Origin of the sequence: Streptomyces sp. NPDC029044, assembly GCF_040637495.1 — a bacterium.
In the GTDB taxonomy this organism is placed as follows: domain Bacteria; phylum Actinomycetota; class Actinomycetes; order Streptomycetales; family Streptomycetaceae; genus Streptomyces.
Genome location: NZ_JBEZWN010000075.1, coordinates 1 through 22,019 on the forward strand (window position 1 = coordinate 1; position 22,019 = coordinate 22,019).

General features: G+C 70.7%; 21 protein-coding genes and 1 pseudogene. 11 read left to right on the top strand and 11 right to left on the bottom strand.

Annotation, left to right across the window (positions count from 1 at the left end; genetic code table 11):
• Positions 1-97: 97 nt before the first annotated feature.
• Positions 98-469, bottom strand: coding sequence for a peptidase inhibitor family I36 protein (locus tag AB0E85_RS34740; protein ID WP_361935936.1), 372 nt, complete (start codon positions 467-469; stop codon positions 98-100).
• A complete protein-coding gene (locus AB0E85_RS34745; RefSeq protein WP_361936015.1) occupies positions 466-900 on the bottom strand; it encodes a hypothetical protein in 435 nt (144 codons plus the stop codon). Before AB0E85_RS34745 ends, AB0E85_RS34740 begins: the two co-directional genes overlap by 4 nt.
• A 574-nt stretch (positions 901-1,474) precedes the next feature.
• Between AB0E85_RS34745 and AB0E85_RS34750 the strand changes: the two genes are divergently transcribed.
• A complete protein-coding gene (locus AB0E85_RS34750; protein ID WP_361935939.1) occupies positions 1,475-1,621 on the top strand; it encodes a hypothetical protein in 147 nt (48 codons plus the stop codon).
• A gap of 114 nt (positions 1,622-1,735) precedes the next feature.
• Here AB0E85_RS34750 and AB0E85_RS34755 read toward each other — a convergent pair whose 3' ends face one another.
• The 3 genes from AB0E85_RS34755 to AB0E85_RS34765 are packed head-to-tail and all read right to left on the bottom strand — an operon-like array spanning position 1,736 to position 4,961.
• Entirely contained in the window at positions 1,736-1,933 is a 198-nt protein-coding gene (locus AB0E85_RS34755) for a hypothetical protein (RefSeq protein ID WP_361935941.1), read from the bottom strand.
• Between the two features lie 57 nt (positions 1,934-1,990).
• On the bottom strand, positions 1,991-4,303 hold the full coding sequence (locus tag AB0E85_RS34760; RefSeq protein ID WP_361935944.1) for an FdhF/YdeP family oxidoreductase: 2,313 nt from the start codon (positions 4,301-4,303) through the stop codon (positions 1,991-1,993).
• Between the two features lie 37 nt (positions 4,304-4,340).
• Positions 4,341-4,961: an SRPBCC family protein gene (locus AB0E85_RS34765; protein WP_361935947.1), complete on the bottom strand. Its 621-nt coding sequence runs from the start codon at positions 4,959-4,961 to the stop codon at positions 4,341-4,343.
• Positions 4,962-5,319: 358 nt separating this feature from the next.
• Between AB0E85_RS34765 and AB0E85_RS34770 the strand changes: the two genes are divergently transcribed.
• The 3 genes and pseudogenes from AB0E85_RS34770 to AB0E85_RS34780 all read left to right on the top strand — a co-directional run.
• Positions 5,320-5,490 (top strand): hypothetical protein, encoded by a 171-nt coding sequence (locus AB0E85_RS34770; RefSeq protein ID WP_361935950.1) that lies wholly within the window; start codon positions 5,320-5,322, stop codon positions 5,488-5,490.
• A gap of 65 nt (positions 5,491-5,555) precedes the next feature.
• Positions 5,556-6,389: a DUF4436 family protein gene (locus AB0E85_RS34775; protein ID WP_361936018.1), complete on the top strand. Its 834-nt coding sequence runs from the start codon at positions 5,556-5,558 to the stop codon at positions 6,387-6,389.
• 122 nt (positions 6,390-6,511) lie between these two features.
• Positions 6,512-6,768 (top strand): annotated as a pseudogene (locus tag AB0E85_RS34780) (amino acid permease); the annotation flags it as partial.
• Positions 6,769-6,857: 89 nt separating this feature from the next.
• Here the strand turns inward: AB0E85_RS34780 and AB0E85_RS34785 are convergent.
• Complete coding sequence (locus AB0E85_RS34785; protein ID WP_361935952.1) at positions 6,858-8,180, bottom strand: aldehyde dehydrogenase family protein; 1,323 nt, start codon at positions 8,178-8,180, stop codon at positions 6,858-6,860.
• Between the two features lie 241 nt (positions 8,181-8,421).
• On the opposite strand from AB0E85_RS34785, the gene AB0E85_RS34790 reads away from it, so the two are divergent.
• Entirely contained in the window at positions 8,422-8,664 is a 243-nt protein-coding gene (locus tag AB0E85_RS34790) for a DUF5302 domain-containing protein (protein ID WP_079129310.1), read from the top strand.
• A 203-nt stretch (positions 8,665-8,867) separates the two neighbouring features.
• Here the strand turns inward: AB0E85_RS34790 and AB0E85_RS34795 are convergent, their stop codons facing one another.
• Positions 8,868-9,365 carry a peptidylprolyl isomerase gene (locus tag AB0E85_RS34795; RefSeq protein WP_361935955.1) on the bottom strand — a complete coding sequence of 166 codons (498 nt, stop codon included), beginning with the start codon at positions 9,363-9,365 and terminating at the stop codon, positions 8,868-8,870.
• 261 nt (positions 9,366-9,626) lie between these two features.
• On the opposite strand from AB0E85_RS34795, the gene AB0E85_RS34800 reads away from it, so the two are divergent.
• From AB0E85_RS34800 to AB0E85_RS34815, 4 genes are all read left to right on the top strand, one after another.
• Positions 9,627-10,874, top strand: coding sequence for an MFS transporter (locus AB0E85_RS34800; protein WP_361935958.1), 1,248 nt, complete (start codon positions 9,627-9,629; stop codon positions 10,872-10,874).
• A 479-nt stretch (positions 10,875-11,353) separates the two neighbouring features.
• Positions 11,354-11,797: an NUDIX domain-containing protein gene (locus AB0E85_RS34805; RefSeq protein ID WP_361935961.1), complete on the top strand. Its 444-nt coding sequence runs from the start codon at positions 11,354-11,356 to the stop codon at positions 11,795-11,797.
• 435 nt (positions 11,798-12,232) lie between these two features.
• Entirely contained in the window at positions 12,233-12,832 is a 600-nt protein-coding gene (locus AB0E85_RS34810; protein WP_361935964.1) for a pyridoxamine 5'-phosphate oxidase family protein, read from the top strand.
• A 144-nt stretch (positions 12,833-12,976) separates the two neighbouring features.
• Positions 12,977-13,645 carry an HAD-IA family hydrolase gene (locus AB0E85_RS34815; protein WP_361935966.1) on the top strand — a complete coding sequence of 223 codons (669 nt, stop codon included), beginning with the start codon at positions 12,977-12,979 and terminating at the stop codon, positions 13,643-13,645.
• 294 nt (positions 13,646-13,939) lie between these two features.
• On the opposite strand, the gene AB0E85_RS34820 is transcribed toward AB0E85_RS34815, so the two are convergent.
• On the bottom strand, positions 13,940-16,963 hold the full coding sequence (locus AB0E85_RS34820; protein WP_361935968.1) for an aminotransferase class III-fold pyridoxal phosphate-dependent enzyme: 3,024 nt from the start codon (positions 16,961-16,963) through the stop codon (positions 13,940-13,942).
• A gap of 606 nt (positions 16,964-17,569) precedes the next feature.
• Here AB0E85_RS34820 and AB0E85_RS34825 point away from each other — a divergent pair.
• Positions 17,570-18,787 (top strand): helix-turn-helix domain-containing protein, encoded by a 1,218-nt coding sequence (locus tag AB0E85_RS34825; protein WP_361935971.1) that lies wholly within the window; start codon positions 17,570-17,572, stop codon positions 18,785-18,787.
• A gap of 424 nt (positions 18,788-19,211) precedes the next feature.
• Positions 19,212-19,895, top strand: coding sequence for a haloacid dehalogenase type II (locus tag AB0E85_RS34830; protein ID WP_361935974.1), 684 nt, complete (start codon positions 19,212-19,214; stop codon positions 19,893-19,895).
• Between the two features lie 82 nt (positions 19,896-19,977).
• Here AB0E85_RS34830 and AB0E85_RS34835 read toward each other — a convergent pair whose 3' ends face one another.
• The 3 genes from AB0E85_RS34835 to AB0E85_RS34845 form a co-directional block, all read right to left on the bottom strand.
• On the bottom strand, positions 19,978-20,679 hold the full coding sequence (locus AB0E85_RS34835) for a FadR/GntR family transcriptional regulator (protein ID WP_361935977.1): 702 nt from the start codon (positions 20,677-20,679) through the stop codon (positions 19,978-19,980).
• Positions 20,680-20,773: 94 nt separating this feature from the next.
• Positions 20,774-20,971 carry a hypothetical protein gene (locus AB0E85_RS34840; RefSeq protein ID WP_361935980.1) on the bottom strand — a complete coding sequence of 66 codons (198 nt, stop codon included), beginning with the start codon at positions 20,969-20,971 and terminating at the stop codon, positions 20,774-20,776.
• Complete coding sequence (locus tag AB0E85_RS34845) at positions 20,962-21,993, bottom strand: aldo/keto reductase (protein WP_361935982.1); 1,032 nt, start codon at positions 21,991-21,993, stop codon at positions 20,962-20,964. Before AB0E85_RS34845 ends, AB0E85_RS34840 begins: the two co-directional genes overlap by 10 nt.
• Positions 21,994-22,019 lie beyond the last annotated feature (26 nt).

Here is a 22,019-nt window from a genome sequence, read left to right on the forward strand (position 1 = left end):
AGGACCGGCGGGTCGAGCGGATCCTGCTGGAGCTGCGGCTTCGGGCGGGGGGGCCGTTGTCGCCCGATTCATCGGGTGGGGGTGGCGCGGTGGGGGTTCAGCAGCTCATGGCCCACCTGTGGCTGTCACCCCGGTCGTTGGCGACGCCGTTCCAGTTGACCTCCTGACCGGGCGCGAGGCAGATGGTCATGTCGCCGCGCTGCCCGGCGTTCTCGAACACCTGGACAAAGCTCGGGATGCCGGGGCCCACGATCCCGTGGTTGGCCCAGGAGGAGTCGGTGTCGGCGATGTAGCCCTCCCACCAGCCGTCGTCGCCCGACCAGTTGGCGCGCTGGCCCTGGAAGTCGACGTTCTCCCATGCGCAGAAGTGGCCGCTGGGGCAGTCCGCGGCTGATGCCGTGGCGGCGGTGGTGAGGGGGCTGCCGGCGGCGAGGAGCAGCGCGGCGGCCAGGAGGGCGGGCTTCTTCATCGGTTCGTGCCTTTCTCATGTGCGGACCGGAGGATGGCTCGGGCGGTGCGGACGGCGTGCGCCCGCAGTTCCCGGTAGGCGGTCCGTTCGCCTGCCGGAGCCCTGCTCTTGAGGTTGTTGACGGTGGTCGAGGCGCGGAACCAGCGCTCCTGGTCGCCGTAGAGGCGCTGCTGGGCCCGGGCCAGGCAGCCATCGGTGTGCTGGCGGACCTCGGGGCCGCTGGGCAAGGTGAGGGAGAGCTCGGCCCGGCCGGTCCCGAACAGCGCGTCACTGACCCGGCTCTGCTCCTCGGCGTCGGGTGGGTGCTGTCCCGGGCGCGGCGGGGTCAGGCCCTGGCGGGTCAGACAGCGGTCGGTCAGCAGGAGCTGGGCGGCCTTGACGGTGTCGTCGGCGCCGAGCGACGGGGCTGCCGGGGCCGTGCAGGCGGTCATGACGCACAGCGAGGCGAGGAACGCGACGGCCGTCACGCGGCGCGGCTGGGGAGGCATGGAAGAGCTCAAGCCGTCCGGTGGCCCGTCGGCGTGCAAGACGGCGCAGGGAAGGTCATTCGCATGATCGACTCAACGGAGGCGGACGGGCCCCAGGACACGGCGGGGGCCGGACCTTCACTCCAGGGAGCGGCGCCCGGGGGTCAGTACCCCGCGCGGGTGGCTCCGTACGGGCGCCCCGCTCACGTCGCGAGCACGCAACGGTCCCGGCGCGGCGAAGTGCCATGAAGACCCACAGCGCTCCACCGGCTGTGGCGAAGGGCACCCACCCGAGCGAATCCGCTGTAGACGGCAACGGGGTGCGACCGGCGGTGTCCCTGCGCTGTCATGGACCCCAACGGGTGTCCTGCGCACGGGAGTTCACGGTGACCGAGGAGGTCGAACCGAAGAGGTCGAACCGAAGAGGTCGGAACGACACAGATACGGGACGTCGTGCGGGCGGTGGTGACCGAGGGTGCTCCGCACGAACTGCCCCTCGTCGAGGCACTGTTCCGGTTCGACGACGAACCGGGACGCGATGACCCGCGGCGACGACGTCCCGTACAAGACGGAAGCGGACCGGTCACGGGCCTTCAGCCAGGCCCTCGACGGGATACTCAAGGATGTGGGACGCCTCACCACCGTCCTGGACGAGAGGACGAACAAGGCGATGGGCTCGACCTGACGGCCGCTCGCGCACCAGGTGCCGCGCAAGCGACCCGGCCCGGGCCCCGCTCCTCCAGAGAAGAACCGGGGCCCGGGCCGGGCCATGTGGCTGTGACCGACGTCAGGACGTGGGTCAGCCCCGGGTGAGGCGGACCGCCACCGTCTCACCGACCGTCACCGGCCGGCTGTAGTCCGGGTCCGTCGCCGTCGCGCGGCCCTCGACCTCGACGTCCCCCTTCTGGAAGGGGACCGAACCGGTGGGTACGGCCTTACCGGTCCAGGCGACCGGGGCGCAGGGCGAGGGGAAAGCGGGTGACCCGGTCAAGTCCATGGAAACGCTCGGCGGGGTCCGCCACTGTCGCGGGCCCCGCCGGGATCGTGCATCCGGTCAGGCGGTTGTGGGTTGTGTCCGGTCGAGGGCGGGTTCGAGGCGCACGACGATGCCCTTCGACGTGGGCTGATTGCTGATGTCGGCGACACTGTCGAGCGGCACCAGGACGTTCGTCTCCGGGTAGTAGGCGGCGGCCGAACCCTTGGCGGCCGGGTAGGACACGACCTCGAAGTTCTCGGCCCGGCGCTCCGAACCGTCGGCCCAGACGCTCACCAGGTCGACGCGATCTCCCTGAGCGAGGCCGAGTTCGGTCAGGTCGGCGGGGTTCACAAGTACGACGTGCCGGCTGCCGTGGATGCCGCGGTAGCGGTCGTTGTCGCTGTAGGGGATGGTGTTCCACTGGTCGTGCGAGCGCAGCGTCTGGAGCAGCAGGTGGCCCTCGGGTGCCCGGGGGACCACGCACTCGTTGCTGGTGAACAGGGCCTTGCCGACCTTGTTGTTGAAGACGCCCTCGTTGACCGGGTTGGGCAGTTGGAAGCCACCGGGGCGGGTCACCCGCGCGTTGAAGTCGTGGAAGCCCGGCACGATGCGGGAGATGCGGTCGCGGATGGTGCCGTAGTCTCCCTCGAACGTCTCCCAGGGGATGTCCGCCTTGCCGTCCAGGGTGCGCCGGGCGAGCCGGCACAGGATGGCGACCTCGCTGAGCAGCAGGGGGGAGGCCGGTTCGAGGCGGCCTTGCGAGGTGTGCACCTCGCTCATCGAGTTCTCGACGGTGACGAACTGCTCGCCGTCGGCCTGTACGTCACGCTCGGTGCGCCCCAGCGTCGGCAGGATCAGCGCGGTGTCGCCGCAGACGGTGTGCGAGCGGTTCAGCTTGGTGGAGATGTGCGCGGTCAGCCGGCACGAGCGCATCGCCTCCTCGGTGGCCTCGCTGTCGGGAGCGGCGCGGACGAAGTTGCCGGCCAGGGCGAGGAAGACCTTGACGCGGCCTTCGCGCATCGCCTTGATCGAGTCCACCGAGTTCAGTCCGTGCGGGCGCGGCGGGTCGAAGCCGAACTCCTTCCGGAGGGCGTCGAGGAAGGTGTCCGGCATCTGCTCCCAGATGCCCATGGTGCGGTCGCCCTGGACGTTGCTGTGGCCGCGTACCGGGCAGGCGCCGGTACCGGCGCGTCCCAGGTTGCCGCGCAGCATCAGGAAGTTGACGATCTCCCGGACGGTGGGCACGCCGTGCTTGTGCTGGGTGATGCCCATCGCCCAGCAGACGATGACCCGTTCGCTGTCGAGGACCTCGTCTCGGACCTTCTCGATCTCCTCGCGGGTCAGCCCGGTCGCCGTGCGCACGTCGTCCCAGTCGACGGTGCGGGTGTGCCGGGCGAACTCCTCGAAGCCGGTGGTGTGGGCGTCGATGAAGTCGTGGTCCAGCACGGTGCCGGGCGCCGCGTCCTCGGCCTCCAGCAGAAGGAGGTTGAGGGCCTGGAACAGGGCGAGGTCGCCGCCGGGCTTGATGTGCAGGAAGCGGTCGGCGATCTGGGTGCCGCGTCCGAGGACCCCGCTCGGCTTCTGCGGGTTCTTGAAGCGCCGCAGCCCGGCTTCGGGCAGCGGGTTGACCGCCACGATCCGGCAGCCGCCCCGCTTGGCCTCCTCCAGGGCGCTGAGCTGGCGCGGGTGGTTGCTGCCCGGGTTCTGCCCGACCAGGAAGATCAGGTCGGCGTGGTGGAGGTCGGTGAGGCTGACGGTGCCCTTGCCGGTGCCCAGGGTCTCGCTCAGGGCGAAGCCGCTGGACTCGTGGCACATGTTGCTGCAGTCGGGCAGATTGTTGGTGCCGAAGGCGCGGGCGAAGAGCTGGAGGACGAAGGCGGCCTCGTTGCCGGCGCGGCCTGAGGTGTAGAAGACGGCCTCGTCAGGGGAGTCCAGCGATGTCAGTTCCTGCGCGAGGACGCCCAGGGCGCCGTTCCAGCTGATGGGCTCGTAGTGCTCGGAGCCGGGCCGTTTGATCATCGGCTCGGTGAGCCGGCCCTGCTGGTTGAGCCACATGTCGGAGCGGGCGGCGAGGTCGGAAACGCTGTGCTCACGGAAGAAGTCGGCGGTGATCCGGCGCGTGGTGGCCTCGTCGTTGATGTGCTTGGCGCCGTTCTCGCAGTATTCGTTGCGATGGCGCCGGCCCGGGGCCGGGTCCGCCCACGCGCAGCCGGGACAGTCGATCCCGCCCACCTGGTTCATGGCCAGCAGGTCCACCCCGGTCTTGCGCGGGGAGGTCTGCTCCAGGGAGTACTCCAAGGCGTGCACGACCGCGGGGACGCCGGCCGCCCACTTCTTCGGCGGTGTCACGGAGAGGGTGCTCTCCGGCTCCTCACCGGGCGGGTTCTGCATCGGTTCGCCTTTCTCTTGCCGGATCCGGCCACCCCGGTCAGCCGACGGGCCACTGGGCCACGCGGCTCCTGGGCGGTTCCGGATGATCGTGCTGCACGCGGCCGTTGCGGATGGTGCCGCGCCAGGCACCGCCCTCCTCTCCCAGACCTTCGATGAAGTGCTTGAAGTTCATGAGCTCCCCGCGCACCAAGCGGGCCGTCAGCCGGGCGGCGCCGGACGAACGGGTGAGGATCCTCGCGGCTCCCCGCGGTTCCAGGAGCAGCCGGACAGTGATCGCGGTGCCGCCGGACTCCGTCGGCCTGAACTCGACCTCGCCCTGGTGGGAGGGGTGCTGTTCCAGACCGCGCCAGGCGAGGTAGGCGTCGGGGTCCTGCTCGAGGATCTCGACCGCGAAGCGGTGGCGCAGGGGCCCGTAGCCGATGGTCCAGGCGGTCACGGTGGGCCTGAGCTGTTCGACGCCGTGCACCACGGTCGAGAACCGCGGGAAGGTCTTGAACTGCGTCCACTGGTTGTACGCCGTCCGGACCGGCACGGCGATCTCGGCCGTCTCCTCGACGTGCCGTTGCCGCAGCGGACGGCGGCGCCCGACGCCGTCACCGTCCGTGCGCGTGCCCGGCGTGTTCGGCACGGCCTGCGGGGGGTCGTCCTTGTGCGCCATTGTGGTCTCTCTTCCGGGTCGGGGGCCCGGCGCGACCGGGCACCCGGCCTCCCTCGTACGGCAGGTCTCCTCTCCCGGTTCCCCCATGGTGCACTTCGAGTCGCATCGGTGCCTACGGATCCCGCGCTCGGCGATCGCCGGGACGTCCGCATGCACGCCCTCGGACCACCCGCTACCGTGAATCACGTGCGTTGCGCCGGCTCTGCCTCGGTGGACCCGGTGCCGGCCGCCGCATCACGGCTGCGATCACGGCTGCACGGTGGCAGCGCTCCCGCAGCGGACCAGATGACCTCGCCGTTCGAAGTTCGAGACGGCACTGGGCCGAGCCCGTTCCAGGTGGCGAATGCAGGTGGTGTCCGTGATCCGGATGGCGTCGTGGTGTACCCCCTGGGGCGGGGCCAAGGACATCACGCTGGGTGACCTGCTGCGCCATACGAGCGGCATCGCGGACCACCGGACCCGGCCGGAGGCCAAGCGCAGCGAGCCGACGTATCGGGCCGGCCGGCCGCTGGACATCTGGACCGTGTGATGGGCCAGGGCCGCCGTCCCACACCCGCCGACTCGCCCCGCCCACGACGCTCCGGGCGGTCCGTCCTGCCCGTGCTCATCCCCATCGCGGGTCTGATCGTGGTGGCGGTGGCCGTCGGCTCGTGGCTGCAGGTCACCGAGCGGCAGGCGGTCGACGTGGTGCACACCGTCGGCTCCTCGGCCGCCGACCGGGTGGATGTGGAGGCCGTCGTCCAGAGCGTGGACGCCGCGAACAGAGAGCTGGTGCTGCGGGTCTGGGTGACTCCGCGCGGGACCCTCGGCGAGGCGGGCGGCGCGGCCCCGGCGGCCGATCTCAGCCTCCAGACCTCGGGGTCGACCCTCAGCGACCTGAAGTTCGCCGCGCATGAACGGCTGGCGACGAGTGACGTGCAGGTCGCGCTCACCGGCGGTTCGATCAGTGACTACCCGTTCGACACCTACGAGACCGACATCGCGTTCCGGGCGGAGATGGGCGGCGAGCAGGTGCCGGTACGGATGCTGTTCTCCAACAACGACACGCTCTTCTCGATCTCCGCGGAACCAGCACCCTCCCGGCAGGAGGCTGTCGCGGCGCTGGAGCTGTCGAGATCCGGCAGTCTGCTCGTCTTCGCGGTCTTCATGATGGTGGTGATGTGGGCGCTGGCGGCATCCGTGCTCATCGGTGCCTGGTACCTGACGACCAGCAGCGAGGGCCTGGTCTGGCCCGGTCTCGCCTGGATGGCCGCCACCCTGTTCGCACTCGCCGCGTTCCGCAACACCGCCCCCGGCACACCCCCGATCGGCTGCGTGCTGGACTGGTTCGCCTTCCTGTGGGCCGAGTCCGTCATCGCCCTGTGCCTGATCACCGTGGTCATCACCGGCGCCGACAAGGCCCTCCGCCAGGCGGCGCCGCCCACGTAGTGCTCTGCCGTAGGGAGGGCACCCAGCCGGTGAGCGACCCCTGACCCGGCCGACGTCCGCCGTGCTCCCTGCGCAGGACCATGTCCGGGCCGGCCGGCATGGGCTGCGGTGCTGCATCCCCGGTCATCGTCGTCCTCGGCGCGTGGCTGCTGCTTCGCGGTGACGGCGACGCCGGACGGCTCATGCTGCTGGGTACGCCGGAGAGGGGGGCGGCGGCAGCCGTGCTGAGCGGTCCGGTCCTGGCGTATGGGCATCGCCGCGTCCGCAGCGATACCGACCGACCGGCCGGCCGGGGCGAGCGGACCATTGCTGGAGGCCGTGCAGGAGGCAGGCGGCGCCGCCCCGCCTGTTCAACGCCATCGCGCTCGTCGCCGCGGCACCGCGGGCCTCGATCGCGGTCACCACGCTGCCGGCGACGCTGCCGACGTGATGGTGCGCGGAGGCCGTGCCCGGTCCCGGCCGTGGTCGTCAGTGCAGCGGCTTGTCCAGGACCGCCTTGCGGTGGCTGAAGGTCTCGATGGAGTAGCGGCCGTGGTAGTTGCCCATGCCACTTTCTCCCACGCCGCCGAACGGCAGGTCGGAGACGGTGAGATGAGCGAGCGGCAGGCCGTGTCCCAGGCCGCCCGAGGACGTCTCGGCGGCGAACCGGCGCCGTGTCCCGTCGGACTCGCTGAAGACGTACAGGGCGAGCGGCTTGTCCCGGTCGTTGATGAAGGCGATCGCCTCGTCGAGGCCGGGCACGGTGACGATCGGGAGGATGGGGCCGAAGATCTCCTCGCGCATGACGGGCGCGTCGGGGGATACGTCGGCCAGGACGGTGGGCGCGATGTACTTCGCCGCCCGGTCGCTCGTGCCGCCCACTACGGTGCGGCCGGAGTCCAGCAGGCCGGTGAGCCGGTCGAAGTGCCGTTCGTTGATGATCCGCCCGTACTCGCCGGAGGAGGCCGGGTCGCTGCCGTACAGCGCCTGCACGGCGTTCACGAGCAGGGGTTCCAGAGCCGCCGCGGTCTTTGGATCCGTCAGGACGTAGTCGGGGGCGACGCAGGTCTGTCCGGCGTTGAGGAACTTGCCGCGGGCCAGCCGGTCCGCGACGACGGCCAGGTCGGTGTCGCGGTCGACGAACGCCGGCGACTTGCCGCCGAGTTCGAGGGTGACGGGCGTGAGGTGTTCGGCCGCTGCCCGCAGCACGACCCGGCCGACCGTGCCGTTGCCGGTGTAGAAGATGTGGTCGAAACGCTCGGCCAGCAGGGCGGTGGTCTCGGGAACCCCGCCCTCCACCACGGCGACCGCGTCGGAGTCGAGGTACGCCGGCAGCAGCCGGGCCACGATGGCGGACGTGGCGGGGGCCAGCTCGCTCGGCTTGGCGACCACGGCATTGCCGGAGGCCAGCGCCCCGACCACGGGGGCGAGCAGAAGTTGGGCCGGGTAGTTCCAGGGCGCGATGACGAGGACGACGCCGAGGGGATCGTACTGCGTCCAGACCGTTACGTCGGCGCCGAGGTGGGCCGGGGCCGGGGCGGGCTCCGGACGCAGCCAGTCGGCGAGGTGGTCGAGGGTGTGGTCGATCTCGCGGACGGTGAAGTCGATCTCGGTGCGAAAGGCCTCTGTGGCGCTCTTGCCCAGGTCGGTGCGCAGGGCGGCTGCCAGCTCCGTGCCGTTCTCGGTGAGCATGTCACGCAGTCGGCGCAATTGGGTCATGCGCCACTCGGCCGGCTTGGTCCGGCCGGTACGGAAGGTGGCGCGCAGACGGGCGACGACGTCGGCGGGCTGCTCAGGGGCGGGGTGGTTCACGGGTACCTCACAGGCTCACAGTCAGATGTATATGCCAACCTTCTGCCCGTTCTCCTGCATTCCATCGTTCTCGGGCCACACCCGTGCCGTGTGTCACAACGGGTTGAGCATCCGGGGCCGCACGGGGCGCCGACTGCCGTCGCGTCACCTGCCGGCGCGGCTGGTATCGCGGCAGCGGAGCCGTATCCGGTACTCGGCATGACAAGCTGTGCCTTCCAGCTCCCGAGCCCAGGAGGTCACCATGGCCGCAGAGTCTCCATCACCCGAAGGTTCGGAGTCGGCTGACGCCGAGAGCCCCGCCCTCACGCCCGACGCCGACGGTCAATACGATCTGAAGCGCAAGTTCCGGGAAGCTCTGGCCCGCAAGCGCGGTATGCAGGCGGACGCCGCCGACCTCGCTGCGAATCCGCACGCTTCGAAGATCCGCGGGGCGCACGGCCCGGCTGCCAACCAGCGGTCGTTCCGGCGCAAGAGCGGCGGCTGAGCCGGGAACGGCCGACCGATGAGACTCGGCAGGACACAGCCCGGCCATCGTGCCGAAGAGGTGGCTGTGCCCTGCCGGGTGACGAGGATGCCGCTGCCGGCCGTTCCCACCCTCCTCCCGGGCCCATCACGTGGGCACGGGAGGCGTACGCGGCGTACGGCCCGAGTCGGTCACCCGGTCACGGGCCGCTGAACGGCCTGGGGTCAGAGAGCGCCGCAGTCGGCGATGGTGACGGTGGCCGAGGTACGGCCGGACCGCGAGCCGTAGCTCTCGATCTTCCGCACGACCTCCATGCTGCTCTCGTCGGCGACCTCACCGAACACGACGTGCTTGCCGTCGAGCCACGACGTCACGATCGTGGTGATGAAGAACTGCGAGCCGTTCGTGTTCGGGCCGGCGTTGGCCATGGACAGCTGGCCGGGCTTGGTGTGCTTGAGCGTGAAGTTCTCGTCGGCGAACTTCTCGCCGTAGATGCTCTTACCGCCGGTGCCGTCCCCACGGGTGAAGTCGCCGCCCTGGAGCATGAACTCGGGGATCACGCGGTGGAAGGAGGAGCCCTTGTAGCCGAAGCCCTTCTCTCCGGTCGCCAGCGCGCGGAAGTTCTCCGCGGTCTTGGGGGCGACGTCGTCGAACAGGTTCATGTTGATCCGGCCGGCGGGCACGTCGTCAATGGTGATGTCGAAGAAGATCTTGATAGTCATGCCCCCATCTTGACACCTGGCGTCCGCCGGACCTGCCCGGGCACCCCGAGAACCCCTCGTCACCGCTGCCCCACCGCACTCGGTGGCCGGCCGGTGAGCAGCCGTGTGAGCAACGCTTCGGGCCCGTGCGGCCAGGGCCCCCATCGGCCGTCCGACCCCGCGGATTGAGGGGCCCGTCGGGCCGGGAACGGACACCCCTGGCCCGGCGACTGTCCCACAACCCTTTGACGCGCGAGCCGCCCGGTGCCGACGATCAGGCGCATGTCTGCCGCCCTGGCCCCTCTGCGCCACCGCACGTTCCGCCACCTCTTCATCGGTACGACGGCCAACCTGCTCGGCAGCGGGGTGGCGACGATCGCCCTGGCGTTCGCCGTTCTCGACGCCACTGGCTCGGTCGGCTCGCTCGGGCTGGTGGTCGGCGCCCACTCCCTCACCAGCATCCTCTTCCTGCTGTACGGCGGGGTGCTGGCGGACCGGCTGCCGCGCGGCCCGCTGCTGGTCGGCAGCAGCGCGGTCAGCGCCGCGAGCCAGGCGGTGATCGCCGCCCTGGTCCTCACCCACAGCGCCGCCATCCCCGCACTCATGGCGCTTGCCGCGGTCAACGGGGCGGCAAGTTCCTGCTACCAGCCCGCCGCCCAGGCTCTGCTGCCCCAGACCGTGCCCGCCGAGTCCCGCCGCGCCGCCCTCGCGCTCTCCCGGATCGCGAGCAGCAGCTCGATGATCGTGGGCGCCTCACTGGGGGGCGTACTGGTCGCCGCGGTCGGCCCCGGCTGGGGTCTGGCCGTCGACGCCGCCACCTTCGCGCTCGCTGCCGCGTCCTTCGCGCTGATCCGGGTCCATGTCGCGCCGCCCGCGCCCAGCCCCGGCCTGGTGCACGAACTGCGCGTCGGGTGGCAGGAGTTCACCTCCCGACGTTGGGTGTGGGTGATCGTGGTGGCCTTCTGCTTCCTCAACGCCGGCATCACGGCCTCGTTCGCCGTCCTCGGCCCGGCCGTCGCCGACACCACCGGGATCGGCCGCAGCGGCTGGGGCCTCGTCGTCGCCGCGGGTTCGCTCGGCGCGGTCGCCGGCGGCGTACTGTCGCTGAGCTGGCGGCCCCGGCGCGCGATCCTGGTCGGCTGCGCGCTGATGGGCCTGACGGCGATGATCCCGCTGCTGCTCGCACTCGCCCCGTACACCTGGGCGCTGGTGGTGGCCAACTTCGTGGCCGGCGTGGGCATCGAACAGGCCGGTGTCGCCTGGTACTCGACGCTCAACGAGCAGATCCCCGAGGAGCGCCTGGCCCGCGTCTACGCCTACGACGACCTCGGCTCCTACCTCGCGCTCCCGCTCGCGCAGTTCGCCGCCGGGCCCGCCGTACTCCTCCTCGGTCTGCATGCCACCCTCTACGCGTCCGCCGCGCTCATCCTCCTGGCCACCCTGGCCATGGTCGCCACCCCGTCCGTCCGCGCGCTGGTCCCGAAGGCGACGGGACCGCTGCCCGTCTCCGAAGATCCGGTAGCCGGCTGAGCCCTGATCCGGCGCGTGGGAACGGGCGGCCCTGCCGATGTGTGCGCCGCGCAGCCGCTCGCGGACGGCGGCCGACACGAGGGCGGCGTCCTGAGGGTGGGGTCGCAGCCGCTGGCGCGACGGTTGTGGCGGACCATCGTGCGGCCGGTGTACCGCCGACGTCCCGTACTGCGAAAGCGCTCACGACGACGCGCCCTGCACCGGCCCGCGGTGGCGAGGCTACGAACTTCCGGGGACGAGCCCGGCGGGTGCGGTGCGCACCTTAGGATCACCGCACGTGGCACACACTTCACCGGACGGGATGCGCGGATGACCTCAACTGTCCACCCTCTCCCCGACCGTGACGCTCAGGCTCGTGCCCGCCTTCTGGAACTGATCGGCGCCGTTGAACCCTGGAACGCGCCCATCTGACGACCGCGACGCAGTGGATCGCCGGCGGGGCCCCGGTCTACCGGGTACGCAAGCCGGATGTTCCCGCGATGCACTTGGTGAGCTACTTCGTCGTCCTCGACGACACCACCGGTCGGCTGCTGCTCGTCGCGCACCGCAAGGCGGGCCTGTGGCTGCCGGCCGGCGGGCACGTCGAGCCGGAGGAGGACCCGTGGGCCGCGGTGGTGCGCGAATGCCGTGAGGAGCTGGGTATCCGGGCCACGGCATCGCAGATCACCGGCGAACTCCCCTTCTTCCTCACCGTCACCGAGACTCGGGGTCCCGGGGTGCACACCGATGTCTCGCTCTGGTACCTCCTCAACGCCGACGCTGACACCATCACCTCCTACGACCGGGACGAGTTCGACGCGATCCGGTGGCTGACCGCCGAGCAGGTGCTGGAGGAACCGGACGCGCTGCTCGACCCCCACATGCACCGCTTCACCCGCAAGCTCCAGCACGCCCGGGCAGGAAGGCAGTGCGGGGGGAGATGACCACGGTGGGCCGTGCTCATGTCGGCCGTCGCGCTGCTGTCGGCCACGCGCCCAGGGACCGCGGCTTCCGGCACCGAGAACCCGAAGCGCTCGGCAAGGTGGGCGGCGGACCGTGTCACCCTCGGAGGACCGTTGCGGTGGGGCCGGCCCGGATCCGGCCCCGGCTTCGTGGCCCGGTCGGCGCCCCTCGGCCGGTCTGCTCTACCCTCATGGGCATGGCCGGTGCGATTTTCGGCCTGAGCGGCGATGCAATCAGGTCACGTGAGTCTTGTGAACACCGGGCCAAGGCCCGGACGGAGGCGCTCGCACTCCCTGGGCCCAGTGGACCGCTGCACTCGACCGAATGCCTGTCAGGGAGGACCGTTGCACCACGACGAGCGAGCAGAGCGGCCCGGAAGCCACGGTGAGCATCAGATCCAGCGCGAGGTCGGCACAGTGGACCGCGCGGATCGGTTCTACGGCGAGCAGGTGCTCGACCGGCTCAACTCGCGGATGACGGAGTTCGTAGCCCGACAAGAGATGTTCTTCCTCGCCACGGCGGACGGGCACGGGGAGTGCGACAGCACGTTCCGGGCCGGCCCGCCCGGTTTCCTCCAGGTGATCGACGCCACGACCCTGGCATACCCGGAGTACCGCGGGAACGGGGTCATGGCCTCGCTCGGCAACATCCGGGAGAACCCCCACGTCGGCATCCTGATGATCGACTTCTCCCAGGACCGCATCGGCCTGCACGTCAACGGCCGCGCCCGGTTGGTCACCGACGAGGCCATGCGCCGCACGTACCCCGGCCTCCCCGTCGATCCGGTCCCGGGCCGCCGACCTCAGATGTGGGTGGAGGTCGAGGTGGAGGAGGCGTACATCCACTGCTCGAAGCACATACCGAGGCTGGTCAAGGCACCGCTGCGGCAGAGCGTCGACGGGGCGCAGGGCGCGGCAGGTGACGACGGGCAGGCGTGGGGCACGGACGACGTCAAGCGCAAGGGCGGCGACTACTTCGGAGCGGCGGCCGGACGGCACGGGCTGACTTCGCGCTGACGGCTGTCCCGCGGTGACCGTGCGGAGCGGCGTTGCAGGCGGCTGCCGACTGGTCGTGGGTCAGCGCAGGTTGATGCCCGTGCGGGCGGCCATGGGCCAAGTGCTGTCCCGCGGTCGCCCGTTGGCGCGTGGCATGATCAGTGGGTGACCAGTGACCCCAGGCGGCCGGGCCGCGTGAAGTACGTCCTGTTCGACGTGGACGGCACGTTGATGGACACGGTGAGCAACCAGCGGCAGATCTGGGCAACCTGGGCAGAGCGATACGGGCTGGATGCGGACGAGGTCTACCAGGTGGCCCTGCGGACGCGGCCGATGGAGACGTTCGCCCAGGTCGCCGAGGGCCGAGATCCGCGCGAGTGTCTGGCCACGCTGCACGAGCTGGAGGACGAGGACGTCCGATCCGGCGTCTACTCGGCCTTCGACGGCGCGTCGGAGCTGCTGCACGGCCTGCCACCGGGGTCCTGGGCGCTGGTGACCTCGAACTACGAGCACCGGGTCCGCGGCCGTTTCCAGCGGACCGGCTTGCCGGTGCCGGGCCTGATCGTCGACGCGGCCGCCGTCGAGGAGGGCAAGCCTTCTCCCGTCCCCTATCTGCTGGCCGCCGAGCAGCTCGGAGCCGAACCGGCGGACTGCCTGGTCATCGAGGACGCTCCCTCCGGAGTGCGGTCCGGGCTGCGCGCCGGGATGACGGTGTGGGGGGTGAACGCCGCCGTCGCGGTGCAGGGCGTGCACCGCCACTTCGGCAGTCTGCGCGAGGCGGCTCCTCACATCCTGGCCTTCGTGTCCGACCCTCAAGGAAATGCCGCAGCCTGAGCCCGCCCGCCGGCACCGGACAACGGCGGGTGATGCGCTGCGTGGGGAGGGCTTGTCACAACGCGAGGTACGAACGGCACCATACGATGAAGGCCTTCTGAGACCAGCCGGACAGCCGGTTCGCCGCACCGTGAAGGGATCCGACGAAAAGGTCGGCTTGCACGAGGTCCGTCAGCGGTGCGGTGTGGCGATGGCGGCGAGCTCCGTGCCGGGGGAGGGGGCACGGAGAACCTGTTCACGCCGTAGACGATCTTTCCGGAGGCCACCTGGGACGCGACCTCGCCGGTTGCCCTCTCAGGACTGAACGGCCGAGCGCAGCTCGGGCAGGGACAGGACCTCGTCCAGCGCGTCGACGTAGAGATCCACGTGCTCGCGGCGGAAGGTCATGGGCGGTTTGATCTTCAGTACGTTGTCGTGCACGCCATTGGGGAAGACGATGACACCTCGCTCCTTCATGAGCTCGGTGACCATGAAGGCCTGCTCAGTGGCGGGCAACTTGGTGGTGCGGTTGCGGACCAGTTCGACGCCGAGGTAGAGCCCTTCCGCGCGAACGTCACCGATGAGCGGCTGGCGCTGCTGGAGCTCGCGCAGCGACTGGGCGAAGTACCCGCCCACGCTCACGGCGTTCTCCCTCAGCCCGTCCTGCTCGACGATGTCGAGCACGGCCTCGCCGATCGCGCAGGAGACCGGGTTGCCGCCGAAGGTGTTGAAGTACTTCATGCCCGTGTCGAACGCGTCGGCGATCTCCCGAGTCGTGACCACCGCCGCGAGGGGATGCCCGTTCCCGAGCGGCTTGCCCATCGTGACGATGTCCGGGACCACCCCCTGGAGCTCGAACCCCCACCAGGGCCCGAGTCGTCCGACACCGACCTGGACCTCGTCGGAGATGCACAGGGCGCCCGCGCGCCTGGCAGCGGTGAACACGCCGTCGAGGTAGCCGTCGGGGAACACGATGTTCCCGCCCGATCCCATCAGGGACTCGGCGATGAAGGCGGCCGGGGGCCGGCCGTCGGCCGTGATCCGCTCGATGACAGCCGCGGCGTCGCGCGCGTACTTGACGCCGGCGTCCACGTCGCCGTACCCGTAGGTGCTGCGGTAGCGGTCCGGGATGACGACCTCGTGGGTCGTCGCGGGCGCACCGGCGCCGCCGGGGCCCTTGTAACGGTTCGGGCTGATCCCGGTCACCACGCCTGTGTTTCCGTGGTACGCGCCGTCGATGTTGACGATGTGCTGACGACCAGTCACCTGGCGGGCGATCCGCAGCGCCAGGTCGTTCGCCTCGCTGCCGCTGCACACGAGGAAGACGACCTCGAGCGGGTCGGGCAGCGTGGCCACCAGCTTCTGCACGTAACTGGCGATCTGCGGGTAGACGAAACGGCTGTTGGTGTTGAGCTTGCGCATCTGCCGGGTGGCGGCGGCCGTCACCCGTGGCTCGGCATGGCCGACATGGGTGACGTTGTTCAACGAGTCCAGATAGGCCAGGCCCTCCTCGTCGTGGAACCACACGTCCCGCCCCCGCACCAGGTTCATCGGAGTCCGGTAGTAGTTGCGCTGGGAGCGAGCGATGTGGCGACGGCGCACCGAGACGACGTCGTCGATGGTGGGCACCGCTGCGGGGGTTTCGGTGAACCCGAGGAGCCGGGCGGGGTCGGGCGACAGGTGGTTCCACACCTGCCGTGCGGACGGCGGCACGACACGCGGCGGCGGCCACGTGGCCATCCGCGCGGTGCGGTGGACCTGTACCTGGACGCAAGGGCCGAGCGGGTCCTTCTCCTCGCTCGCGCCGGCGCGTCCCAACGCCGCCCCGGCCGGGACCGTCGCCGCGACGGGCGGCGTGCCGTCGAGTCCCCACCAGCAGGTCCAGAACTCCAGCCCCTCGACCGCGTGTCGCAGCACCAGCGGCATCCCGGCGCCACCACGGGCTTCGACGACGCCGGACAGCGGGCTGGCAACCTCCTCGGCGTCGGCCACGATCAGCGAGCCGCCGACCTGAACCGTCGCGGGCTCGTCGGCTCCCGGGCGGCGCCGGTCCCCCAGGAGCAGCGATGCGCTGAGGTGGGGGACGTAGCCCCGTCGCCGGCGTCCGTCGAGGACGTCGTCGATGCTCGCGCGCACCGCCCTCGCGTCGTGCCAGTCGACTTCGTCGTAGAGATCACTCGCCGGTCGCAGGTCGAGCAGCTGCGGGGCCGGTACGTACGCACCGTCTCGGGCCGCCTCCGCCAGGACCTCTTCCAGACCCCGCTGCTCCCGCGCCGGGGGGAGCCCACACGCGACCCGGAACGTCGCCTCGGCGACGTCGGGGCACACCTCGGCCACCTGCGCGATCGCGGGCCAGGTGTGTTGCATGCGCGTCCGCCCGTACGGCGTGTCGCTCTCGGCGACCCGGCGCGTCCACGTCACGGCGTTCATGCACAGCCGGGCGGCCGCCAACGGATAGACAGCCGCCAGTTCCTCGGCCGTGAGGGGGAGCACCGAGTGGAAGCCGGCCACGACTTCGGCCGCGGCGGCGAGCGGGTCGGCCTTGCGGACCATGGCGTAGCCCGCCGCGATCGCCACCTCCGCCGCGCGCACGCTGTAGAGCGAGTCGCCCAGGTCGACGATGCCCGAGATCCGCAGCACCCCGTCCTCGTCGGCGTCGGCCAGGACGTTGGCGTCATTGAGATCCTGGTGTACGACGCTCCGCGGCAGTCGGTCCCAGACCGGCAGGAGATCGTCGTACCAGCCCATGATCGTGCGCACCGACTCCCGCCGGTCCGCGTCCTGTACGGCGTGCAGCGACGCCTCGACGATCTCAGCGGCCCGGCGCATGTCCCAGTCGTGCGGCGCCAAGCCCACCGGTGGCTCCACGCTGGAGAGTCCGAGGCTCAGCCGCCCGGCGGCTTCTCCCAGCCGACGCAGAAGCGCCGCGGGGTGGTCGTCGAGATCCGCCAGGATCCGGCCCTCGATCCAGCTCATCACGCGCACCACGTGCGTTCGGCCCTCGTGGACGACGGTGGCTAGGAGCCTCCCCTCACGCGTCGGGATCAGCCGTGGCACCGGAAGGTCGGGCACGGTGGAGGCCAGATGCTGGAAGAGTGAGTTCTGCCAGAGGACGTCGGCCGAATCCGGCTCCGCACGGGTGACCCGAACGAAGTAGCGCATGCCGTCGTCGCCCGTGATCCGGACGTTCTGGTCGATCTCCCCTCCCAGTGGGTGCTGGACATATCCCTCGAGTCCGAAGGACTGCCGCAGCACGTGATCGAGGAGCGAGCCCGGCAGGGGGCCGGTGTGACCGGGGACGGTCGTTCCGTCCTGGCCGGTGGTGGTCGCTGAGGTCATCGGTGCGTTCTCTCTCTCGTCGTCAGGTCGCTCATCACTCACCGTGGGCCTGTGCCACGCCGCTCAGGTCGTTGCCGGTCCCCGCCACCACCTGTGCCGAACCTCTGCCCGGCGCTGACACCCGGCTCCCGGCATCCCCTGCGGGCCGTCCGTCAACGGCGCAGCGCCCATCGAGACCGGTCATCGGCTCACGCGGCGGCGGTCGTGACGTGTGGGCCGAGCCCTGAGCTCGGCGTAGTCTCTGAGGGAGTCCTGGGTGATCCCGATCCCGCGCCGCCCGGCGAACCGCTGACACCGACCCGAGGAACGCGGCGCCCCTCAGCAGCACCTGCTCAAGGTGACGGACCGGGGATCGAGTGCTCACGGAAGTGCCATAGCTGCTCCAAGTGCGAGGTCATGTCACGTGCCCACTCCAGCCCGAGGCGATGCGTCAGTGAAACATCGCGGAGAATCCGCCAACAAGGGACGCCAGGCCGCGACATCGACCCCGTATTTTGTGCCTGTGCACAAATTCGGCCAGGGAGCCCCAACAACGTGTCAGCGGCATGACCCGGAGACGGCCCAGGATCCGTCCGGTGACCGCGGGCGTCGGGAGAGGCGGTCCTCATGAGCGGCCCGGGACGCCGTCAGGGCGGGGCCCGCCACGACGCCGTGCAGGCGATCGCGCGCCGGCTCCTCGAGGAACGGCTCGACGAACTGACCTCTCGCGCTCTCGAACAACTGGAAGCCGAGGAGCCCGCCTACGCGTCGGTGGACTGGGACCCCGTCCAGAAACGGGAGGGGATGCGACGAACCCTCGAACTCGCCCTGACCCGGCTGGCCGGCGGTCCCGTGCCCCGGACGGTCTCGCGCGCCACCGAGGACGTGGGACGCGAGCGAGCGGAGCAGGCGTTTCCCCTGACCGCTCTGATGCACTCCTTCCAGCTGGACCTCAGGACCCTGTGGGAGGCCGTGCTCGCCGAGGGGCGAGCACGTGGCATCAGCGCCGATCCCGACTTCCTCGACGGGCTGATCCGCGTCTGGGAGGCCACGGACGCCAACAGCGTCGAGGTCGTGGACGCCTACCGCCGCACCGAGCGCGACCTGGCGAGCCGTCGTACCGAGGTGCGCAACCGCGCCTTCAGCCGCCTGGTCCTGGAAGGGGAGCAGGATCCCTCCACCGTCGCCGAGGCCTCCGCGTTGCTGGGCTTCTCCGAGAACGTCGCCCTGACCGTGGTCGTGGTCGAATCCGTTCCCACCGGGGACCCGGCCGTGTCCCAGGTCGACGATGCCCTGCGTCGGGGTGGCCTGCTGCGTCACTTCGGATGGATGGGCGACGAGCTCCTCGGCATCATCGGTCACGGACGGCGCGATGAAGAGGCCGTGCTCGCTATGCTCCGGCCGTTCGCCCCGTGGCGCTGCGGCGTCGCGGAAGTCCCCGGCCTGGCGCTGACGGCGCGGGGCATCCGGTTCGCACGCGCCGCGATCCGCAGCTCCGCGCAGCCCGGGGTGCGGCACGTGGAGGGCCACTGGGTCGGCGCGATCATGTCGGCGCAGGAGGAGCTCACCGGTGCGATGGCCACCGGCGTGCTGCGCCCACTGCTCGAGCTGCGCGACAGCGACAGCATCGTCGAGACCCTGCGCTGGTACTTCGACCTGGGCTCCGTCGCCGAGGTGGCCGCACGCACCTACCGTCACCGGAACACGGTGGGCAATCGCCTCCAGGCTGCGGAAGAGGCGACCGGGCTGAAGCTGTCCCGGCCGAACGACGCCGCCCGGCTGGTCCTCGCCCTGGCTTGGCTGGAGACGGACGCGGGCGCCCGCTTCCGGGCAACGATGTCCTGATCCGCCACCGATCGCCGGACGCGTCGAGGCGACCGGCCGGGGCCGCGACCGAGCGACCTGGTCCCTGCGCGGCGGCCGGAGGCCGCATGCCTTGCATGAGGACGGCAGCCCTGGCGGCCGGCAGCCCGGTCATGCCGTCGGTGGGCAGTGCCAAGCGGCCGCAGTTCGCGCCGGAGCCGCAGAACTGCATCGGATCCAAGACAGAGATTGTGCACAGGCACAAAATGCGCGGTCGATCTCGCAGCCTCGCGTCCCTTGTTGCCGGATTCTCCGCAGTGCTTCACTGACGCATCACCAGAGCCGGAGAGAGGCTCACCGCGGCAGCCCTCCTGAACTTCCGATGCGGCCGGCCTGGCCGCGCTCGACGAGATCGTGACTCCCGGTAAACGGAATGCTCCATATGCCCGGAAAGAGGTTGAACACCATGCGTCAGATCGTCACCTTCGATGCCTACGGCACCCTGGTCGACTTCCAGCTCGGCCCCACCACCCTGAAGGTCCTGGCCGACCGGCTGGACCTGGACCGTCTGAACGTCGACGAGTTCCTCGACGACTTCCGCATCATGCGCTTCCACGCCGTCCTGGAGGCATACCGCCCCTTCCGCGAGCTGCTGCCCGCCAGCCTGGAGATAGCCATGCGTCTGCACGGTCTGGAGTACCGGCAGTCCGACGGCGAGGCCCTGGTCGCGGCCGTGCCCACCTTCGGCCCCCACCCCGAGGTCCCGGCCGCCCTGCGGGCACTGAAGTCCCGGTACGAGATCGCCATCATCTCCAACACGGACGACGACCTCATCGCCCAGAACCTGGCCAACATGGGCGTCGAGTTCGACCATGTCATCACCGCCCAGCAGGCCAAGGCGTACAAGCCGTCCCGGCAGAGCTTCGAGTACGCCTTCCAGGCCATGGACATCGACCCCGCCCAGGTCATCCACGTCGCCCAGGGCTGGGAGTACGACCTCATCCCCACCCGCGACCTCGGCCTCGCTCGCCGCGTGTGGATCAACCGCTACGGCCACAACGGCTCCAACGGCGCCCGCGGCAGCGCCGACTACCAGCCCTTCGACGAGCTGCCCGACCTGTCCGGCCTGCCGGCCCTGCTCGGCTGCTGATGCGCGACGAATGCCTCTTGCTGAGGGGCTGGGGGTCAGGGGAGCCGGTCCGCTCCGGCTGCCCTGACTTCGCGAACACGGTCTAGGTCTGAAGGTCGAGGGATCGCAGGTGCCGGCGGAGCCAGTGCTCGGTGTTGCTGACGTGCAGCAGGGCCGCGGCCTGACTGAGGGAAGGGTCGCGGGTGCACAGGGCGTCGAAGATTGCCTGGTGTTCCGCGAGGGTCCTCTCGGACGACCGGTGATCGACCTGTCCGCGCCATATGCGGGCGCGCAGGGTGCGGCCGGAGACGCTCTCGAGCAAGGTGAGCAGGGTTTCGTTGCCGGTGGCCGCGACAACCGCCCGGTGGAAGGCGGCATCGTGCGCGTTCAGCTCCTCGACGTCGTCCCGGGCCTCGCGCATGGCGTCCAAATGCCGCTCGACTTCGCCCAGTTGCTCATCCGTGATCCGGCTGGCGGCGAGCCCGGTGGCGAGCGGTTCGAGCAGCCGCCGCACCTCCATCAGATCCAGCAGTGCGCCCTTGTCGCTCTGGAGCAGCTCCACCGCGCCGCCGAGACCCTCCAGGAGCAGACTCGGCTGGAGACTGGTCACGTACGTGCCGTCTCCTCGTCGAACCTCGAGCACCCGGGCGACAGCCAGAGCCTTGACCGCCTCGCGGGCCAGGTTGCGCGAAAGTCCCAACTGGGCCGCCAGCTCCGGCTCCGGAGGCAGCTTCGCGCCAGGAGGCAGTGCCCCGGAGCGGATCAGCTCACGGATCTGCTCTATGGCCTTGTCCGTCAGGGACAACCTGAGCTCCTTCCGTGAGCACGCTCAGCACGGGCCGCTCGGCCCGTTCCGGGGCAAGGGCCGTCAGATGCGACGTTGATGATACTGGCAGAAGTCATCGAGGCGCTGTGACGCCGCTGGCGGTCGCCGGAGCGACGTCCCCGCCGGTCGCGCGCGAGCCTCCCGCGGACTCCACGTGTTCCCGCAGCCACTGCTCGGTGCTGCTGACCTGCGGCAGCCCGGAAAGCGGCGGGAGCGCACCGGAGGCGATGAGCTCGCGGAGCTGCGCGATCGCCTTGTCGGTCAGGGACACGGAGTGCTCCTCCGGGGGCTGCCGTCCCCGTGCGGAACCCGGCCGACGGGCACGTCGGACCGGATGAGCCCCTGGTCGAGGAGGTCGTTCCAGAGGCCGTCTGGGGCACTCCGGTGGTGGAGCTGCGCGTTGCGGGTGACCTGGTCGGCGTCCCGCATGCCGAGGGTGACGTTGACGACGTCGGGGTGGGTGTGAGGGAAGGCGATGGCGGCGGCCGGGAGGCTCGTGCCGTGGGCCTCGCAGACCTCCGCGATGGCCAGGGCACGGCGCACGAGGTCGGGCGGGGCGTCCTGGTAGTCGTACTTCATGCCGGCGGCGGGACGGTCGCGGGAGAGCAGGCCCGAGTTGAATACCCCCACGGCGACGACGCTCTTGCCGGTCTCCCGGGCGGCGGGCAGCACGTCGTCGAGGGCGCCCTGGTCCAGCAGGGTGTAGCGGCCGGCGAGCATGACGACGTCGGCGGCGGTCTCGCGCAGGAACCGGGCCGGCATGGCGGACTGGTTCATGCCGGCGCCGATGGCGCCGACGACGCCCTGGTCGCGCAGGTCGGCGAGGGCGGGCATGGCCTCGTCGGCGGCCTGCCGCCAGTGGTCGTCGGGGTCGTGCAGATAGACGACGTCGAGCCGGTCCAGGCCCGTGCGCTCCAAGGTGTCGTCGATGGAGCGCAGCACCCCGTCCCGGCTGAAGTCCCACTGGCGGCGCAGGTCGTCGCGGACGACGAACCCCTCGGTGTCGACACCACGGGGGTTCTCGTTGGGGACCAGCAGGCGGCCCACCTTGGAGGAGACGACGTACTCGCCACGGGGTCTGTCGCGCAGCGCGGCGCCGAGGCGGCGTTCGGACAGGCCGAGGCCGTAGTGCGGGGCGGTGTCGAAATAGCGGATGCCGGCGTCCCAGGCGGTGTCGAGCGCGGCTGCGGCATCCTCGGCGGACGTGGTGCGGTAGAGGTTGCCGATCACGGAGGCTCCGAAGCCGAGCTCGGTGACCTCGACGCGGGTGTTGCGGATCGTTCGGCGGCGCAAGACGTTCTCCTGGGGGATGACGGGGG

Coding starts and splice junctions, on each gene's coding strand:
- AB0E85_RS34740 (WP_361935936.1), bottom strand. CDS start 469: ATGAAGAAGCCCGCCCTCCTGGCCGCCGCGCTGCTCCTCGCCGCCGGC.
- AB0E85_RS34745 (WP_361936015.1), bottom strand. CDS start 900: ATGACCGCCTGCACGGCCCCGGCAGCCCCGTCGCTCGGCGCCGACGAC.
- AB0E85_RS34750 (WP_361935939.1), top strand. CDS start 1,475: ATGACCCGCGGCGACGACGTCCCGTACAAGACGGAAGCGGACCGGTCA.
- AB0E85_RS34755 (WP_361935941.1), bottom strand. CDS start 1,933: ATGGACTTGACCGGGTCACCCGCTTTCCCCTCGCCCTGCGCCCCGGTC.
- AB0E85_RS34760 (WP_361935944.1), bottom strand. CDS start 4,303: ATGCAGAACCCGCCCGGTGAGGAGCCGGAGAGCACCCTCTCCGTGACA.
- AB0E85_RS34765 (WP_361935947.1), bottom strand. CDS start 4,961: ATGGCGCACAAGGACGACCCCCCGCAGGCCGTGCCGAACACGCCGGGC.
- AB0E85_RS34790 (WP_079129310.1), top strand. CDS start 8,422: ATGGCCGCAGAGTCTCCATCACCCGAAGGTTCGGAGTCGGCTGACGCC.
- AB0E85_RS34795 (WP_361935955.1), bottom strand. CDS start 9,365: ATGACTATCAAGATCTTCTTCGACATCACCATTGACGACGTGCCCGCC.
- AB0E85_RS34800 (WP_361935958.1), top strand. CDS start 9,627: ATGTCTGCCGCCCTGGCCCCTCTGCGCCACCGCACGTTCCGCCACCTC.
- AB0E85_RS34805 (WP_361935961.1), top strand. CDS start 11,354: ATGCACTTGGTGAGCTACTTCGTCGTCCTCGACGACACCACCGGTCGG.
- AB0E85_RS34820 (WP_361935968.1), bottom strand. CDS start 16,963: ATGACCTCAGCGACCACCACCGGCCAGGACGGAACGACCGTCCCCGGT.
- AB0E85_RS34825 (WP_361935971.1), top strand. CDS start 17,570: ATGAGCGGCCCGGGACGCCGTCAGGGCGGGGCCCGCCACGACGCCGTG.
- AB0E85_RS34830 (WP_361935974.1), top strand. CDS start 19,212: ATGCGTCAGATCGTCACCTTCGATGCCTACGGCACCCTGGTCGACTTC.